This is a genomic window from Alcanivorax sp. HI0044, from assembly GCF_001634945.1.
Genome location: NZ_LWEZ01001836.1, coordinates 1 through 16069 on the forward strand (window position 1 = coordinate 1; position 16069 = coordinate 16069).

Annotated in this window: 17 protein-coding genes; 9 read left to right on the forward strand and 8 right to left on the reverse strand. The window is 61.6% G+C overall.

Annotated features, from left to right (window positions below):
• Positions 1-337, reverse strand: a 337-nt coding sequence (locus tag A3730_RS30020; protein ID WP_197477674.1) for a hypothetical protein, incomplete at its 3' end; no start/stop codon positions are given.
• A gap of 337 nt (positions 338-674) precedes the next feature.
• Here A3730_RS30020 and A3730_RS27390 point away from each other — a divergent pair.
• Positions 675-1844: an aminotransferase class I/II-fold pyridoxal phosphate-dependent enzyme gene (locus A3730_RS27390; protein ID WP_231880620.1), complete on the forward strand. Its 1170-nt coding sequence runs from the start codon at positions 675-677 to the stop codon at positions 1842-1844.
• Positions 1841-2560, forward strand: coding sequence for a DNA/RNA nuclease SfsA (sfsA, locus tag A3730_RS27395; protein ID WP_063520073.1), 720 nt, complete (start codon positions 1841-1843; stop codon positions 2558-2560). The genes A3730_RS27390 and sfsA overlap by 4 nt, the downstream gene beginning before the upstream one ends.
• A gap of 162 nt (positions 2561-2722) precedes the next feature.
• On the opposite strand, the gene A3730_RS27400 is transcribed toward sfsA, so the two are convergent.
• Genes A3730_RS27400 through A3730_RS27410 form a run of 3 tightly spaced genes read right to left on the reverse strand, consistent with a single transcriptional unit; the run spans position 2723 to position 5081 of the window.
• Positions 2723-3694, reverse strand: coding sequence for a serine/threonine protein kinase (locus A3730_RS27400; RefSeq protein WP_063520074.1), 972 nt, complete (start codon positions 3692-3694; stop codon positions 2723-2725).
• Positions 3691-4023, reverse strand: a complete 333-nt coding sequence (locus A3730_RS27405) for a Rieske (2Fe-2S) protein (RefSeq protein ID WP_007148811.1) — start codon at positions 4021-4023, stop codon at positions 3691-3693. Before A3730_RS27405 ends, A3730_RS27400 begins: the two co-directional genes overlap by 4 nt.
• Before the next feature lie 53 nt (positions 4024-4076).
• Positions 4077-5081 (reverse strand): adenosine kinase, encoded by a 1005-nt coding sequence (locus tag A3730_RS27410; protein ID WP_063520075.1) that lies wholly within the window; start codon positions 5079-5081, stop codon positions 4077-4079.
• Between the two features lie 175 nt (positions 5082-5256).
• On the opposite strand from A3730_RS27410, the gene mrcB reads away from it, so the two are divergent.
• The 3 genes from mrcB (at position 5257) to ybaK (ending at position 8584) form a co-directional block, all read left to right on the forward strand.
• Complete coding sequence (gene mrcB / locus A3730_RS27415; RefSeq protein WP_063539356.1) at positions 5257-7596, forward strand: penicillin-binding protein 1B; 2340 nt, start codon at positions 5257-5259, stop codon at positions 7594-7596.
• A gap of 71 nt (positions 7597-7667) precedes the next feature.
• The gene (locus A3730_RS27420; protein WP_231880687.1) at positions 7668-8120 is read left to right on the forward strand and encodes a tetratricopeptide repeat protein; all 453 of its coding nucleotides are present in this window, start codon (positions 7668-7670) and stop codon (positions 8118-8120) included.
• Complete coding sequence (gene ybaK, locus A3730_RS27425; protein ID WP_063519268.1) at positions 8117-8584, forward strand: Cys-tRNA(Pro) deacylase; 468 nt, start codon at positions 8117-8119, stop codon at positions 8582-8584. The genes A3730_RS27420 and ybaK overlap by 4 nt, the downstream gene beginning before the upstream one ends.
• Positions 8585-8750: 166 nt before the next feature.
• Here the strand turns inward: ybaK and hemL are convergent, their stop codons facing one another.
• The 4 genes from hemL to hemJ all read right to left on the reverse strand — a co-directional run bounded on the left by hemL (position 8751) and on the right by hemJ (position 12005).
• Complete coding sequence (gene hemL, locus A3730_RS27430; RefSeq protein WP_063519267.1) at positions 8751-10031, reverse strand: glutamate-1-semialdehyde 2,1-aminomutase; 1281 nt, start codon at positions 10029-10031, stop codon at positions 8751-8753.
• Between the two features lie 19 nt (positions 10032-10050).
• Positions 10051-10722 carry a thiamine phosphate synthase gene (gene thiE, locus A3730_RS27435; protein ID WP_063519266.1) on the reverse strand — a complete coding sequence of 224 codons (672 nt, stop codon included), beginning with the start codon at positions 10720-10722 and terminating at the stop codon, positions 10051-10053.
• A gap of 7 nt (positions 10723-10729) precedes the next feature.
• Positions 10730-11491: a hydroxymethylpyrimidine/phosphomethylpyrimidine kinase gene (locus tag A3730_RS27440; protein ID WP_063539357.1), complete on the reverse strand. Its 762-nt coding sequence runs from the start codon at positions 11489-11491 to the stop codon at positions 10730-10732.
• Positions 11492-11561: 70 nt separating this feature from the next.
• Positions 11562-12005, reverse strand: a complete 444-nt coding sequence (hemJ, locus tag A3730_RS27445) for a protoporphyrinogen oxidase HemJ (RefSeq protein WP_063521690.1) — start codon at positions 12003-12005, stop codon at positions 11562-11564.
• A 113-nt stretch (positions 12006-12118) separates the two neighbouring features.
• Here hemJ and A3730_RS27450 point away from each other — a divergent pair, with 113 nt between their 5' ends.
• The 4 genes from A3730_RS27450 (at position 12119) to A3730_RS27465 (ending at position 15960) form a co-directional block, all read left to right on the forward strand.
• Complete coding sequence (locus A3730_RS27450; protein WP_063539358.1) at positions 12119-13549, forward strand: chloride channel protein; 1431 nt, start codon at positions 12119-12121, stop codon at positions 13547-13549.
• Positions 13550-13669: 120 nt separating this feature from the next.
• Positions 13670-14740, forward strand: coding sequence for an N-acetyl-gamma-glutamyl-phosphate reductase (gene argC, locus A3730_RS27455; protein ID WP_063519522.1), 1071 nt, complete (start codon positions 13670-13672; stop codon positions 14738-14740).
• A gap of 2 nt (positions 14741-14742) precedes the next feature.
• Positions 14743-15471, forward strand: a complete 729-nt coding sequence (locus tag A3730_RS27460) for a DUF6776 family protein (protein WP_063519521.1) — start codon at positions 14743-14745, stop codon at positions 15469-15471.
• Positions 15472-15480: 9 nt separating this feature from the next.
• Positions 15481-15960: a polymer-forming cytoskeletal protein gene (locus A3730_RS27465; protein ID WP_063519520.1), complete on the forward strand. Its 480-nt coding sequence runs from the start codon at positions 15481-15483 to the stop codon at positions 15958-15960.
• The last annotated feature ends 109 nt before the right edge of the window (positions 15961-16069 follow it).

Genomic DNA, 16069 nt, shown 5'->3' on the forward strand with positions numbered 1-16069 from the left:
CGGGTTTGGCAGCGGTCTTTTTAACCGGGGCTTTTTTCGCGGAGGCCTTGGGCGCCGGAGCTTTCTTGGCCGGTGCTTTTTTTACGGCGGCTTTCTTGGCTACCGCTTTTTTTGCGGGGGCTTTTTTTGTGGCGGCCTTTGCTGCCGGCTTGGCCGGAGTCTTTTTGGCTGCGGGTTTTTTCGCTACGGCTTTTTTTGCAGCCGGAGCTGCCTTTTTAGCCGCGGCTTTTTTGGGCGCAGCCTTTGTTGATGCCGAGGCTTTATTGCTGCTGGAGGCAGAACCGGAGGTTTGTTTTTTAGCCGCCTTCTTGGGGGCTTTTTTCTTGCCGGTGGCCATGTTGATTAACTCCCTTAGCATCTTCGCGACTCTCTATCGGTAACCCGCAATCCTTGGGTGCCGGCCTGATATCGCCAGGCCCGGGCATAATGTAATCTTCGACCTTACCCCGTCTGGGCAAGGGTTGTCACCAATCAGCGGGCCGCTGGACATTTTCTGACCATGGTTGGTGAAAATCTGGCCGATTATAGCCATGCAGGCGCAACAGAAAAGGGGAATCTTGTGACAGGTCGCCTTTTCCTGTGTTTTTACCCTGTTGCGTGGGCCCGACCGGGGTAGCAGATGAAGCGGGGCGGTTGTTGTACCGTAAGTCACGCATTTTCGAGGGAGCATGATCATGACACCCAGTTTGTCCGATTTCGCCCGACGCATTCCGCCGTTTCATGTGATGGCGCTATTGGAGCGTGCGCAGGCATTGTCTGCTCAAGGCCATGATGTGATTCACCTGGAAGTGGGTGAGCCGGATTTTGCCACTCCCGAGCCGGTGCTGGCGGCGATACAGGACGCGGTCGCTCACGGGCATACCGGCTATACCCCTGCTGCGGGGTTGCCGGCACTGCGTGAAGCCATTGCCGAGGATTACCAGAATCGCTTCGCTGCGAAGGTTAGCCCTGCCCAAGTGGTGGTGACGCCCGGAGCCTCCGGGGCCTTGCAGCTGGCGTTGGCGGCGCTGCTCAATCCCGGTGACGGCGTGCTGCTCACGGACCCCGGTTACCCCTGTAACCGGCAATTTGTGCGTTTGGTCGGCGGCGAGCCGCAACCGGTGGCGCTGCAGGCAGATGCTCATTTCAACGTGGACCCGGTGGCGTTTCTGGATGCCTGGCAAGCCAATACCCGGGTAGCCATGGTTGCCAGCCCGGACAACCCCACCGGCAATATGCTGCCGGTAGAGACCTTGCAGCAGCTGGCCCGCGGTGCCGTAGACAAGGGCGGCATCCTGCTGGTGGACGAGATCTATCAGGGGCTGTGTTACACCCGGCCCGCCTCATCGGTGCTGGCCGGCACAGACCCGGTACTGGTGATCAACAGCTTCAGCAAGTATTTCTGCATGACCGGTTGGCGATTGGGCTGGTTGGTGGCACCCGAACCGTTGGTGCCCGCCATTGAGCGGCTGGCCCAGAACCTGTTTCTGGCGCCATCCACCCCGGCGCAGCATGGGGCGCTGGCAGCGCTACAGGAGCCGACACTGACAATCCTGGAGCAGCGTCATCAGCTATTGGCACGGCGCCGCCAGTGTTTGCTCAATGGCCTGGCGCACCTGAAACTGCCGGTGGTCTCCCGGGCGGACGGTGCCTTCTATGTCTATGCGGATGTGAGTGATTACACCGATGACAGCTTTGCCTTTTGTGCCGACCTGCTGGAAAAGGCCAAGGTGGCCATGACACCGGGTCTGGACTTCGGTGAAGGCCACGATCACCGCCGTTTTGTACGCATGGCCTATACCTGCAGTGAGGCGCGGCTGACGGATGCCTTGCATCGTCTGGAACACTATCTGGAGTCCCTGTGATCTTTGATCCCCCACTGGAAGCGGTGACGCTATTGCGTCGCTATAAACGGTTCATGGCGGATGTGGTCCGCGCCGATGGCAGCGAGATTACCGTGCATTGCCCGAATACCGGCTCCATGAAAAATTGCGTGCTGGGCGAGCCGCAGCAGGCGTTGATTTCCGACAGCGGCAACCCCAAACGCAAATATCGCCACACTCTGGAAGCGCTACAGGTGGCTCACGGCCACTGGGCCGGGGTCAATACCGCCCGCCCCAATGCGCTGGTGGAAGAAGCGGTGCGGGCCGGGCAGATTCCTGTGCTGGATCCAGCCAGTGGCGTGGAGCGAGAGGTGAAATACCGGGACAGCCGCTTTGATCTGGCGCTGGGTGAGCGGGCCGACCCGCATACCTTTATTGAAGTGAAAAACGTCACCCTGGGTCCGGGGCCAAAGGATGCGGACGACGGCATCATCGCCTTCCCGGATTCGGTCACCGAGCGGGGCCAGAAGCATTTGCAGACGCTGATGGATGTGGTCGCCTCAGGAAAACGCGCGGTGCTGGTCTTTTGCGTTCAGCACAGCGGTGCCACCGCCGCGCGCCCGGCGGACGAAATTGATGTGCGCTATGGAGAGCTGCTGCGCGAAGCGGTGGAGAAAGGGGTGGAAGTGCTGGCGTGGAAGGTGGCGTTATCCGCTGAGGGTTTCGAACTGGAAAAACCCTTGCCGATTGCGTTGTAGGAGTTCCTCTCGAGAGACGAACCACGCGTTAGCGTGGGAAACGCCTGTAGGGGGCAGTAGCGTCATTGCTGTGAACCGGGGCGCCTCCAGAGTGATCGGGGGGGTACCCCTGCCTTGCCTTTTCCCTCGCTTGGGCTCGGGTTCGTCCCTCGAGAGGAACTCCTACAGCGGGGTCTGCAAACTGCGCAGCTGCTGTTGCAATAAGGTCACCTGGTTGCCCCAGTAATTCATGGATTCGAACCAGGGGAAGGCGGGGGGGAAGGCCGGGTCGTCCCAGCGTTTGGCCAGCCAGGCATCGTAGTTGATGATGCGGCGCAGGCGCAGCGGATCAATCAGGACTGTCTGGTTCCAGGGGAACGGCAGGAAGGTGTCATAACCACGGGCGAGTACCCGTAGCTGGTGTTGCTGTTCGTCGTGTTCACCAGACAGCAGCATCCAGATGTCCTGCATGGCGGGTGCGCGCAGGCTGTCGTCCAGGTCCACGAAGTGGGGGCTGTCATCTCGCCACAGGATATTGCCGGTGTGGCAGTCGCCGTGCACGTTCAGTAAGGGAAAGTTGTGCTCGCCCAGTTGTTGCTCCACCTTTTCCAGTATCTGGCCGGTCACATCCCGATATTGTCCCCGGTAGTTCAGGTCCACCACATCGTTAGTGAGAAAGGTGCTGGCGGTGCGGATGTCGTCGACGATCTGCAGGGTCGGACGCGTCTGATAGGGACGGTCGCTGCCGCAGGTATGCCAGCGAGCCAGGGTGCGGCCTAACTGCTCCAGATGATCGTCGTTGGCCAGCTCCGGGGCGTGGCCACCGGCGCGGCGAAACACGGCGAAAGCAAAGTCGTCGCAATGGAACAGGCTGGTGCCGTTCTTTTCGACGGGGGCGACCACTGGCAGGTCCCGGTCCGCCAGAAACAGGCTGAAGGCATGTTCTTCGAGGATTTGTTCATCGCTCCAGCGGTGCGGGCGGTAGAACTTCACGATTACCGGTGGGCCGTCTTCCTGGCCCACCTGATACACCCGGTTCTCAAAACTGTTCAGCTGCAGCAGCCGGCCATCGCTGAGAAAGCCGGCGGCATCGACGGCATCCAGCATGTAGTCCGGGGTCAGTAAATCGAAGGGGTGGCTGCTTTGCGCTTTCATGCGGGTTGGGGAACCTCGCCGAGCCAGACTTCCTCGCCGCGGACTTCCAGCGGTACGGGAATCAGCTTGTCGCCGCTGCAGGGGCCGGACAGGCAATTGCCGGTCTCCACTTCGAACAGGGCGCCGTGGTTGGCGCACATGATGAACTGGCTGTCGCCGTCCATGAATTCATCGGGCATGAAGTTCAGTTCGATGCCCAGATGTGGGCACCAGTTGATGTAGGCGTGAATCTGCCCATCGAACCTGGCGACGACAATCGGCTGGCCGTCTTTCTGAAATTCCCGAGCACTTTCATGCTCGATGTCGTTCACGTTGCAGATGTGTTCCATGGTCCTGGTTTTCCGTGATGCTGTGTCGTCGGGAAGAACTGGCCGCCCTGCGGTTATTCGCCGAGAACGGCGTTGCGAAGTTCCTGGTGGACCTGTGCCGGGAGGCGCGGGCCAAATTCGCTGACCAGCCTTGCGGCGGCGGCGGAGGCGAGTTTACCGGCAGCGGCAAAGTCGTGGCCGTGGGTAATGGCATACAGGAAGGCGCCGGCAAACATGTCGCCGGCACCGTTACTGTCGATGGCTTTTACCGGCACCGGGTCGATGCGGTGCGTCTGTTTGCCGTCCCAGGCCAGGGCGCCGTCCGCCCCGAGAGTAATCACGGCTGAACTGCAGCGCGGCTTGAGCGCTTCCAGGGCAGCGTCCATGTTATCGGTGTCGGTGAAGCTGGTGGCTTCGGCTTCGTTGCAGAACAGCAGGTCCACACGCTCGCCGAGCATTTCATTCAGGCCGTCTTTGAAAAACTGCACCATGGCCGGGTCGGAGAAGGTCAGCGAGGTCTTTACGCCGTGCTTTTCGGCCAGCTGACGGAGTTTGATGGCGGCGGCCCGGGAGCTGTCGCCACTGACCAGATAGCCTTCCAGATAAACATACTGGCTGGCGGCGATGGCGGCTTCGTCCAGTTCGGCATCGGAGACCTGGCTGGAGATGCCCAGGTAGGTGTTCATGGTGCGCTCGGCATCCGGCGTCAGCATGACCAGGCATTTGCCGGAAACACCCGTCTCCCTTGGGCCGTTCATGTTGGTGTCCACGCCGGCGGCGGTCAGGTCATCGACGAAGATGGCGCCGGTGGCGTCGTCGGCTACTTTGCAGGCGTAGTAACTGTTGCCGCCGAAGTAGCGGGTGGCGACGACGGTGTTGCAGGCGGAGCCACCGCTGGTCTGTTTGCGGGGCTCGGCTTCGTTGGCCAGTGCTTCGATCAATTCCGCCTGGCGCGCTTCATCCACCAGTGTCATCAGGCCCTTGCCCACTTCCATGCGTTGCAGGAAGGCGTCGCTGACCTCGATTTCCGTGTCCACCAGGGCATTACCGAGGGCGTAAACGTCATATTGCTTTGTCATGGAAGCTCCGAACCGGATTGCAGGGGCGGCTATTATGGGCTGCCGGGCGCTGCATGCAAAATTTGTACGCCAGCGGGCCGGGGTTATCCCTCTTGGCTCAGGGATTTTGCCTCCGGGAACATATTTCTGCCCCCACACTCATAAAGTACCCACACTTTTCTCTATACTCCGGCCCATGGCGAAAAAAGCGAAAAAGTCCCCCGCAAAGTCGCGGCGGCAACCCAGTAGAAAAAAGAAGCCCTCCGCCCAGCGCCGGCGCTGGTTCAGTTGGTCATTCATTGCCAAGGTCGGGCTGGTGTGCCTGGTGCTCGGGGCCGCCGGCATGGCGTACCTGGATGCGCTGGTGCGCGAGCGGTTCGATTCCCATGCCTGGCAGCTGCCGGCGCGGGTCTATGCCCGGCCGGTGGAATTGTATGAAGGCCGGGTGTTGTCCCGTGATGACATGCTCAAGCTGCTGGACCTGATGCGCTACCGGCGTGATGCGCGGGCCAGTACGCCGGGCAGTTTCGCGGTGCAGGGCAATTCCCTGCTGATTCATACCCGTGGTTTCAATGACAGCGACGGTGGCGAGCAGTCCGAGCGTATTCGGCTGTCCCTGTCCGGCGGGCTGATTCGCAGCCTGGAAGCCGGCGGCGATCGCCTGGCCCGGCTGGAGCCATTGCAGATCGGCAGTATTCACCCCCAGCACGCTGAGGACCGGGTACTGGTGCCGCTGGATAAGGTGCCGCCGTTGCTGGTGGACATGCTCATCGCCACCGAAGACCGCAGTTTCTACGACCACCATGGCATTTCCCTGCGCGGCTTGAGCCGCGCCATGCTGGCCAATATCAAGGCCGGCGGCCTGGTGCAGGGCGGCAGTACCCTGACCCAGCAGCTGGTGAAGAACTTCTGGCTCAGCTCCGACCGGACCCTGTCGCGCAAGCTGATGGAAATGCCCATGGCCTTGCTGCTGGAGCTGCATTACAGCAAGGACCAGATTCTCGAGGCCTACTTGAATGAGGTCTATCTCGGCCAGGACGGCGCCCGCGCCATTCATGGTATGGGCCTGGGAGCGCAGTTCCTGTTTGGCCGACCGCTGGAAGAACTGGAACCCCATCAGCTGGCGACGCTGGTGGCCTTGCTGAAAGGCCCCAGCTGGTACGACCCGCGCCGCCGTCCGGAGCGGGCCATGGAGCGCCGCAATACCGTGTTGAAAGTGGCTCGTGACGAAGGTGCCTTGTCCAGCGCGGACTACAACAAGTACAGCGCCCGGCCGCTGGAAGTGGTGCCGCGGGGTGCATCCGCGCTGTATGCCTTCCCGGCGTTTATTGATCTGGTGCGCCGTCAGCTGGCGCGGGATTACCCGCCGGAGGTGCTCAGCGATGAAGGGCTGCATATTCACTCCACCCTGGATGTGCTGGCGCAACTGGCCTCGGAAGGAGCGCTGAAAGAGCATCTCAATCATCGCGATCCGAGACAGGTGAAAAAACTCAATGGTGCCGTGGTTGTCGTGGCGCCGGCCCAGGGCGATGTATTGGCGCTGGTGAGTAACCGGGACTCGCGCCAGGCGGGTTTCAACCGGGCGCTGGATGCCCAGCGACCCATGGGCTCCCTGGCCAAACCTGCGGTGATCTTGTCGGCGGTTGAGCAACCGGAAACCTACTCGTTGGCCTCTTTAGTGGAAGACGGGCCGATTCAGGTGAAGTTGCCCAATGGCAGCGTGTGGGCGCCACAGAACTTCGACAAGAAGGCCAAGGGCGCCATGCCCATGGTGGATGTGCTGGCCCTGTCCCGTAACCAGGCCACCGCGCGGTTGGGGCTGGATGTGGGCCTGGACAAGGTGGCCGACACCATGAAGACCCTGGGCGTTACCCGCAATATCCCGCTGTACCCGAGTATTCTGTTGGGAAGCTTGGAATTGACCCCGTTTGAAGTGGCGATGATGTATCAGCCGCTGGCCACCGGTGGCTTCAGTACCCGGCTGCGCTCCATTACCGATGTGCTGGACAAGGACGGCAAACCGCTGGCCCGTTACCCGGTGAGCACCGACGAAGTGGTGGAGGCCGGGCCGGCTTTCTTGACCCAGTGGGCCATGCAACAGGTCGTGGAAGAAGGCACCGCCCGTGCCGCTCGTGCGGCGCTGCCGTCGGATCTGAAAGTGGCCGGCAAGACCGGTACCAGTGATGATTTCCGCGATGCCTGGTTTGCCGGGTTCTCGGCCAATCACTTGGCGGTGGTCTGGGTGGGCCGTGACGACAACAAAAACGCGGGGATTACCGGCTCCAGCGGCGCCTTGCCGGTGTGGGCGAATTTGATGGGCAAGCTGCCACAGCGCAGCCTGTCACAAAACCCGCCGCCCAGCGTGGAATGGGTATGGATGAATGAAGACGGCCGCCGCGTCAGTGCAGAAGGTTGTGGCAATGCCCGCCGCTACCCCATGCTGGCCGCGTCGATTCCCGAAGACAGCGATGGTTGTGGCACAGTGAAACAAACCGGCAAGGGCATCAAAGGATGGTTCAAGGGCCTGTTTGATTAAACGCCATGCGGTTTGCGGTGGCTCGCTCAATTCAACCTGCGATCAAGGAAATAGGGGGCAGGATGTTGTTTATGCAAAGGCTGGTTCGATTGGTGCTAATCAGTGCCGTGATGGTGGGGTGTGCGGTGAAGCCCGTGGTCGAAGAACCGCAGGAACCGATGACCGCCAGCCAGGAACTGGAAGGTTCTCCGGCGCTGAGTCTGTTGGCCAGTGCCGAGCAGGCGCGCCAGCAAGGGGATAATTCCCGGGCGGAACGGTATCTGGAGCGGGCGCTTAATATTGCCCCTGATTCCTCCTGGCTGTACAAGCAGCTGGCGGACCTGCGCCTGACAGAAGGCGACGCCCGAGGTGCGGAAGGCTTTGCCCTGAAAGCGCTGCGTCTGGCGCCGGACCACTCGGCGTATCAGGCAGGTTTATGGGAATTGGTGGCCACCGCGCGGGACCGGCAAGGCGATGCCGCAGGAGCGAAGGCGGCTCGCGAACGGGCGGCGACGCTGCGTGACCCGGAGTCGCGCAAGGCATGACACCGGCGGTGCAGGCCGCCAAGCGCGGCAAGGTAGCGTTTACGCTGCATAGCTACGAACACGACCCGAAAGCGCAAAGCTACGGGTTGGAAGCGGCGGAGGCTCTGGATCTGCCGGTGGAGCAGGTGTTCAAGACGCTGATGACGCTGGTGGATGACGCGCCGGTGGTGGCCATGGTGCCGGTGGCCCATCAGCTGGACCTGAAATATCTGGCCCGTGCCCACGGTGGCAAGAAGGCGCAGATGTGCCCGGCGGACAAGGCGCAACGATTAACCGGTTATGTGCTGGGCGGCATTAGCCCGCTGGGGCAGAAGAAACGGTTGCCGTTATATCTGGATGGCAGCGCGGCATCCCACGAGATTATCTACATGAGCGCCGGCCGGCGCGGGCTGGAAATCGCCATGGCGCCGGGGGATTTGCTGAAGCTCATCGGCGGCAAGCAGGCCGTCTTGGTGCGCGACTGACCTTGCTTATGGGGCCGCTGTAGGAGCGCCTCTTGAGGCGCGAACCCGAGCCTTGGCGAGGGAAAACGATACAGCTTTCACGCAAGCGTCGCTCACAAATCCCTGCTTACGCGGCACGGTTCGCACCTCAAGAGGTGCTCCTACAGGTGAGATTCTGGTCAGGCCTTTACACCTTCGCAAACGCCTTGCGTGCGGCGGCGATGGTGGCATCGATATCCTCATCACTGTGCGCCGCAGACACGAACCCCGCTTCGAACGCGCTGGGCGCCAGATAAATGCCCTGGTCCAGCATGGCGTGGAAGAAGCGGTTGAAGCGCTCGCTGTCGCAGGCCATCACTTCCGCAAAACTGCTGATACGGTTCTGGTCGGTGAAGAACAGCCCGAACATGGCGCCGGCCTGTGCAGTGGTGAATGACACCCCTTGCGCATGGGCGGCGGCGGTCAGGCCTTCCAGCAGGCGGGTGGTTTTTTCCGTCAGCGCGTCGTGGAAGCCGGGCTCGCTGATCAGGTTCAGCGTCGCCAGGCCTGCAGCCATGGCCACCGGGTTACCGGACAGGGTGCCGGCCTGGTAGACCGGCCCGAGCGGGGCCAGATGCTCCATGATGGCCTGCTTGCCGCCAAAGGCGCCCACCGGCATGCCGCCCCCGACAATCTTGCCCAGGGTGGTCATGTCCGGGGTGATGCCGTAATGGCCCTGGGCGCCGCCCAGCGCTACCCGGAACCCGCTCATGACTTCATCGAAAATCAGCACCGCGCCGTTGTTGTCACATTGCTGGCGCAGGGTCTGCAGGAAATTCTCGGTGGCGGGGACGCAGTTCATGTTGCCGGCCACCGGCTCCACGATGATGGCGGCGATGTCGTCGCCGTGTTCTTCGAAAGCCTGGGTGACGCTGGCGGCATCATTGTAGTTCAGCACCAGGGTGTCCGCGGTGACGGCTTCCGGTACGCCGGGGGAACCGGGAATGGCGATGGCGCCGGAGCCGGCTTTCACCAGCAGGCTGTCCACGTGCCCGTGGTAGCAACCTTCAAACTTGATGATCTTGTTGCGGCCGGTGTAGCCGCGGGCCAGGCGGATGGCGCTCATGGTGGCTTCAGTGCCGGAGTTGACCATGCGCACCATGTCCATGGAGGGCACCAGTTCGCAGACCTTGTCGGCCATGGCCACTTCCGTTGCGGTGGGGGCGCCGAAGCTCAGTCCTTCCTGTACGGCGGCCTGCACGGCGGCCACCACGTGGGGGTGGTTATGGCCCAGGATCATGGGGCCCCAGGAGCCCACGTAATCAATGTATTGATTGTCGTCTTCGTCGAACAGGTAGGCGCCACGGGCGGAATGGAAGAACACCGGTGTGCCGCCGACGCTTTTGAACGCCCGCACCGGGGAATTCACGCCGCCGGGAATGTGTTTCTGGGCCTGACGGAAAAGCTGTTCAGAGTGCTTGCGGCTCATGGTGTGTCCTCTGTTGAATCTATTCTGGGATGGCCTGTCCGGCGGAGGCCGGGAAACAGGCGCTGAAGCGGCGTGCTGCTGCTTCGATGGAGGCCGTGTCGGCGTGCCCGAACAGGGCATGAATGACCGCCACAGACACGGCGCCAGCGTCGATCAGTTGCGGCGCATTATCCGGATTCACTCCGCCGATGGCTACCACGGGTTGATGAAACTGCTGGCAGGCCTGGCGTAGCACCGCCAGTGAGGCCGGCGGCGCCTGGGGTTTGGTCTGCGAGGTGAAGAAGCGACCCATGGCCAGGTAATCTGCGCCGGCTTCGGCGGCTTGGCCGGCCAATGCCAGATCGCCGTGGCAGGTGACGCCGATAATCCGTGAACCTCCCAGCTGCTCGCGGGCGGCTTTGATGCCGCCGTCGCTCTGGCCGATGTGCACTCCATCGGCGTCCACGCGGGCGGCAAGAGCCGGATCATCATTGACAATAAACAGGGCACTGTATTGGTGGCACAGGGCGCGTAGCTGGGCGGCCCGGTATTCGCGCTGGGCCGGGCTGGCGGTCTTGTCCCGGTATTGCAGCAGTCGGGCGCCGCCGCGCAGGGCGGCTTCGGCGGCAGGCAGCAGGCGCTCGTCCGGGGTCAGTGCCGGGTCGGTGATCGCGTAGAGGCCGTGGAGCCGGTGGCGTCGGTGGAGGGACATGGGGCGCTCAGGCCTGGCGGTTGGGCACGTATTGGCCTTGCCCGGGCTGGAAGGCGCCGCGCAGAAAGCGGTCCACGTGGGCCTGGCCATTGGCCACGGCGCTGTCCAGTGACTGGCCGCGACCGCGCAGGCAGGCAATGGAGGAGGCCAGGGTGCAGCCGGAGCCGTGATAGCTGTGTGGCAACCGGTCCCAGCGCCATTGTTCTTCGCCAACGGCGGTGAACAGGTGGTTGATGACCTGATCGGTGTCGTCGTGGGTGCCGGTGACCAGGGTGGCGCAGCCGCTGCGCTGGACCAGTGTCTGACCGCAGTCGGTGACGCTTGTTTGCCCGCTCAGGGCCTGGGCTTCTGGCAGGTTGGGGGTCATCACGTCGCACAGTGGCGCCAGCTTTTCGAGCATGGCTTCGGCGAGGGATTCCTGCGCCAGGCTGCCGCCTGCTTCGGCGGCCAGTACCGGGTCGAGAATGACGGGAACGCCGGGCAGACGCTTGAGCAGGCAAACAATGAAATCAATGATGGCCACCGAGCCGGTCATGCCGATCTTGATGGCCTGGTAATCCATGTCGTCCAGCAGGGCGTCGGCCTGTTGTTGCAGCAGGCCGATATCGGTGAGCCGGAAGCCGCGCACGTTCTGGCTGTTCTGCACGGTGAGCCCGGTGATCAGGGTGGAGGCGAAGCCGCCCAGGGCCTGAATGGCTTCAATGTCGGCATGGATGCCGGCGCCCCCGGAAGGGTCGTGGCCGGCGATGACGAGAATGTTCGGTTTCATTGATAACGCCTGATGCTGGAAGCCGGACGCCTGATGCCGGTCTGCACCGAGCGTCAGGCCTTGGCCGGAATTAGAAAGGACGAACAATCACCAGAATAACAATGGCGATGAGCAGGACAACCGGGATCTCGTTGAAGATCCGGTAGAACTTGTCGCTTTTGGTGTTGGCGTCGGCGGCGAACTTCTTCATGTAGGACAGGCAGACGTGGTGGTAGCCAATCAGCAGGAACACCAGCGCCAGTTTGGCGTGCATCCAGCCGTTGCCTTTGTAGGCTTCCATGTTTGCCATGAACATCCACATGCCAAGCACTACGGTGACAATCATGCTGGGGTTCATGATGCCCCGATAGAGTTTGCGTTCCATGATCTTGAAGCGTTCGCGGCTGGGCTGATCGTCTGCCATGGCGTGGTATACGAACAGGCGGGGCAGGTAGAAAATGCCGGCAAACCAGCAAATTACAGCGATCAAGTGGAAGGCCTTGATCCAGAGAAAGTAATCGAACGCAAACTGCATGGGGCTTCCCTTATTGGTGGCTGCATTGGAGAGATATTTCCAGTCGGCGTACACTATACAGACTTACCTGTTTTCTTTCCGGTTCACTTGCTACTGCCTTGAGAAGGAGCGCTGTGAATAAGCGGCCACGCCATAGTCGTCTGTTGCGTTACTACCTGTTTCGTACCCGGCGGCTGAGCCGTCGGCAGCTGGGTTCCTGGCAAGACTGGAAACTGCGCGCGGTATTCTGGACTGGCGCGGTGATGGTGGGGTTGTTGGTGGTGGCGTTTGCCTGGGTGGCTGAACTGGCCTCCCATACCTTTACCGCTATCCATGCTCATTCGCCGTACCTGCCGGTGCTGATTACTCCGCTGGGAATGGTGATTATTGTCTGGTTGATGCGTCAGTTGGGCACCGAATCCCAGGGCAGTGGTATTCCCCAGGTGCTGGTGGTGCTGAAGCAGCGTTACCACTGGCTGCGCCCTGCTTTCCTCTCCTTGCGCGTGATCCTCAGTAAGTTTGTACTCACCTGCCTGGGGTTGCTGTGCGGGGCCAGTATTGGCCGCGAGGGCCCCAGTGTGCACATGGGCGCGGCGATGATGTATTCGGTGGGCCGGGTGGGGCGGCTTCAGCAGAAATACGTGGATAATTCCCTGATTGTGGCGGGTGGCGCGGCAGGGGTGTCGGCGGCGTTTAATGCCCCGCTGGCAGGGATTGTGTTCGCCATTGAGGAGTTGTCCGGCTCGTTTGAGCAGCGCACCAGCGGTACCCTGATCATGGCCATCATTCTTTCCGGTGTGGTGGTGTTGATGATAATGGGGCACTACAGTTTTTTTGGGCACCCGGACGGGGCGCTGGACATCACCCGGGACTGGGCAGCGATTGGGGTGACGGCGCTGGTGTGTGGTCTGCTGGGCGGCTTTTTTAGCCGGTTGCTGATCAAGGGCAGCCAATTCCTTTCGCCCTACGCCAGGGAGCATCCATACCGTGTGGTGGTGCTGTGCGCGCTGGTGTTGGTGTTTCTGGGGCTGATTACGGGCGGGGCCACCTACGGCAGTGGTTACGAGCAGGCATCTACCTTGCTGAGTGGTGAGCAGCCGGGTAACTGGACCTTCGCGCTGGCCAAGATGTCGGCCACCCTGGTGTCTTATTTTACCGGCATCCCCGGTGGTCTGTTCTCTCCCAGCCTGGCGGCCGGTGCGGGTATCGGTAATGTGGTGGGTGGTTTCTTCCCCGGCTCGTCGCTGGTGGGGCTGACGCTGGTGGCCATGGCGGCTTTTCTGGCCGGGGTGATACAGCGGCCGATCACGTCCTTCGTGATCGTCATGGAGTTGACCGGCAACCGTCACGATATCCTGCTGCCGCTGATGGCGGGAGCGCTGCTGTCCGCGGCGGTGGCCAAGGTTGTCTGGGCTCGCCCTCTGTATGATTCTTTGGCTGACCGGCTTTCCGATGGTCAGGGCATGGCGCTGGAAAAAACCCAGGACAAGCCGGCGGAGCGTAGCGACGACAAGGGCGCTGCGGCCGAGACGGTGAAAGCGCCGGAGCGACAACTGCCCGGCTGATTACCGGGCCGCTCTTTGGTGCCGGTTTTGCCCCGCCGTTGCGGGCGCGTTCTTGCCGATGGTGGGCGGCGACCCTATCATGCAGGGCTTCCTTTTATTAATGCAGTTCAGGAGTGGGATATGTCTTCTCAGCCAGCACAAGTCAGTGCACCGCTGAAAGTGGGTGTGGTTGGCGGTACCGGGTATACCGGGGTCGAATTATTGCGCCTGCTGGTTAATCATCCCCATGCTGAGCTGGATGTGATTACCTCCCGTGGTGGAGCCGGTGTGGCGGTGGCGGATTTGTTTCCGTCCCTGCGCGGGCGCACGGATCTGGTGTTCAGCGAGCCGGACGTAAAACGGCTGGCGGCCTGTGATGTGGTGTTCTTCGCCACGCCCCATAACGTGGCCATGCGCATGATGCCTGAGCTGATGGACGCCGGGGTGCGGGTGGTGGACTTGTCTGCGGATTTTCGTCTGCGCGATCATGAGCTCTGGAGCGAATGGTATGGCGAGCCCCATGCTTGCCCGGAGTTGCTGGCGGATGCGGTATATGGCCTGCCGGAAGTGAATCGGGAGAAAATTCGTGATGCCCGGCTGGTGGCGTGCGCCGGCTGCTATCCCACCTCGATTCAGCTGGGCTATCTGCCATTGCTGGAAAAAGGCTGGATCAAGCCGGACCAACTGATTGCCAACGCGGCCAGTGGTGCCAGTGGCGGCGGCAAGGGTGCCAAGGTGCCCATGTTGCTGGCGGAAGCCGGGGAAAGCTACAAGGCCTATGGCGCCAGTGGTCACCGGCACTTGCCGGAAATTGAGCAAGGACTGGGTGATATTGCGGGTGCCCCGGTAAGCGCTACATTTGTTCCACATCTTATCCCCATGATCCGTGGTATTCATGCCACACTCTACGGCCAGCTCACCGAGTCGGCGCCGCCACTGGAAGAGATCCAGGCCGCATTCGAGGCCCGTTATGCCGATGAGCCTTTCGTGGACGTGATGCCGCTGGGGAGTCATCCCGAAACGCGCTTTGTGAAGGGCGCCAACATGTGTCGGCTGGCGCTGCACCAGCCCCGTGGTGAGAACGTGATTGTGGTGCTGTCGGTGATCGATAACCTGGTGAAAGGGGCGTCGGGCCAGGCGGTGCAGGCCATGAATATCATGTTTGGTCTGGATGAGGGGGCGGGGCTGGCTGTGGTCCCGTTGGCCCCGTAACCATGGCGAAGAAACCGAAAAGCCGGGCCGGCATCGATGATGTGATGCTGATGCCGATCAGCCCGTCTCAGCAGAAGAAGCAGCGGCGGCTGTGGGTGTCGGTTGCGCTTGTCGTGGCGGTGTTGCTGTTTTTGCTGGGCGGCTGGCTGGGTGCTGGCGGTGCCCTGGATGCCTCGGAATCCAATCGCCGACTGCGTGGTGAGGTCAAGACCCTGGATGCAGAGCTGGAGACTGCGCGTAATGAACTGGCGGTGTTCAGAGCGGATTCCGAACTGACCCTGGAGGCTCGCGAAGAGGTGCGCCGGGAGATCAAGGCATTGCAGGATCAGGTGGCCGAGCTCGAAGAGGCGGTGCTGTTCTATAAGAATGTCATGGCACCGGCTGGCACCGAAGGTGGCCTGCAGATCGAAAAAATGACCGTGCAGCAGGATAACGACACTGACGAATACCATTATCGGGTGGTGTTGGTGCAGTCCGGCGATAACCGGGGCTATCTGTCCGGGGATATCAGTCTGCACCTGCGCGGAGAGAAAGACGGTGAGGCGTTTTCGCTCAACGGACGCAGCTGGCTTGAGGACGGCAGTGAGACACGCTTCCGGTTTCGCTACTTTCAGGAGCTGAATGGCCGCTTTAAGGTGCCCGAAGGGGTGGTGATACAGGCGGTGGATGTGGATGCTGAGAGCGGCGGCAGAAACCGTTACCAGACACAGAAAACCATAAAATGGCAGTAGGAGAGACGTGTGCTAGGCCGAGACAAGAAAACCGCAGCAACGACAGGGGCATCGTCCCAGGATTACCGTAACCACACCCTGATCGCGCCCAGCGCAACCGTTCGTGGCGATATCGAATTCTCCGGGGGGCTGCATATCCAGGGCACCGTGGAAGGCAACGTCAGCGTGGGCAAGGATGGCGGCCGCCTGGTGATCGGCGAAAGCGGCGTGGTGAAAGGTGAGATTCAGGTCGCCCAGGTGGTGATCAACGGTCGCGTGGAAGGGGATGTGCACGCCACCGAAAACCTGGAGCTGGCCGAAAAGGCATCCGTGGAAGGCAACGTGTATTACCGGATGATCGAAATGGTCATGGGCGCGCGGGTGAATGGCAAGTTGGTACGGCTGGATGATGAGCGCCGCAATTTGCCTGCCCCGGACGCCAGTAAAGCCGCCAAGTCGGAGCCTGAAGGCAAGGCTGTGGCAGGCAAGGCGGCCGTGGATAATTCTTGACTGTTTTAGTCGGGTACTGGAACATGATCTACCCGCCTGGGCGATTGCTGTTGCCCAGGCGGGGATCCTACTGCCCAGATGTCAGCCAATAGCGAGAGTATGACCGAGT

Coding starts and splice junctions, on each gene's coding strand:
- A3730_RS27390 (WP_231880620.1), top strand. CDS start 675: ATGACACCCAGTTTGTCCGATTTCGCCCGACGCATTCCGCCGTTTCAT.
- A3730_RS27400 (WP_063520074.1), bottom strand. CDS start 3,694: ATGAAAGCGCAAAGCAGCCACCCCTTCGATTTACTGACCCCGGACTAC.
- A3730_RS27405 (WP_007148811.1), bottom strand. CDS start 4,023: ATGGAACACATCTGCAACGTGAACGACATCGAGCATGAAAGTGCTCGG.
- A3730_RS27410 (WP_063520075.1), bottom strand. CDS start 5,081: ATGACAAAGCAATATGACGTTTACGCCCTCGGTAATGCCCTGGTGGAC.
- mrcB (WP_063539356.1), top strand. CDS start 5,257: ATGGCGAAAAAAGCGAAAAAGTCCCCCGCAAAGTCGCGGCGGCAACCC.
- A3730_RS27420 (WP_231880687.1), top strand. CDS start 7,668: ATGCAAAGGCTGGTTCGATTGGTGCTAATCAGTGCCGTGATGGTGGGG.
- ybaK (WP_063519268.1), top strand. CDS start 8,117: ATGACACCGGCGGTGCAGGCCGCCAAGCGCGGCAAGGTAGCGTTTACG.
- hemL (WP_063519267.1), bottom strand. CDS start 10,031: ATGAGCCGCAAGCACTCTGAACAGCTTTTCCGTCAGGCCCAGAAACAC.
- thiE (WP_063519266.1), bottom strand. CDS start 10,722: ATGTCCCTCCACCGACGCCACCGGCTCCACGGCCTCTACGCGATCACC.
- A3730_RS27440 (WP_063539357.1), bottom strand. CDS start 11,491: ATGAAACCGAACATTCTCGTCATCGCCGGCCACGACCCTTCCGGGGGC.
- hemJ (WP_063521690.1), bottom strand. CDS start 12,005: ATGCAGTTTGCGTTCGATTACTTTCTCTGGATCAAGGCCTTCCACTTG.
- argC (WP_063519522.1), top strand. CDS start 13,670: ATGTCTTCTCAGCCAGCACAAGTCAGTGCACCGCTGAAAGTGGGTGTG.
- A3730_RS27460 (WP_063519521.1), top strand. CDS start 14,743: ATGGCGAAGAAACCGAAAAGCCGGGCCGGCATCGATGATGTGATGCTG.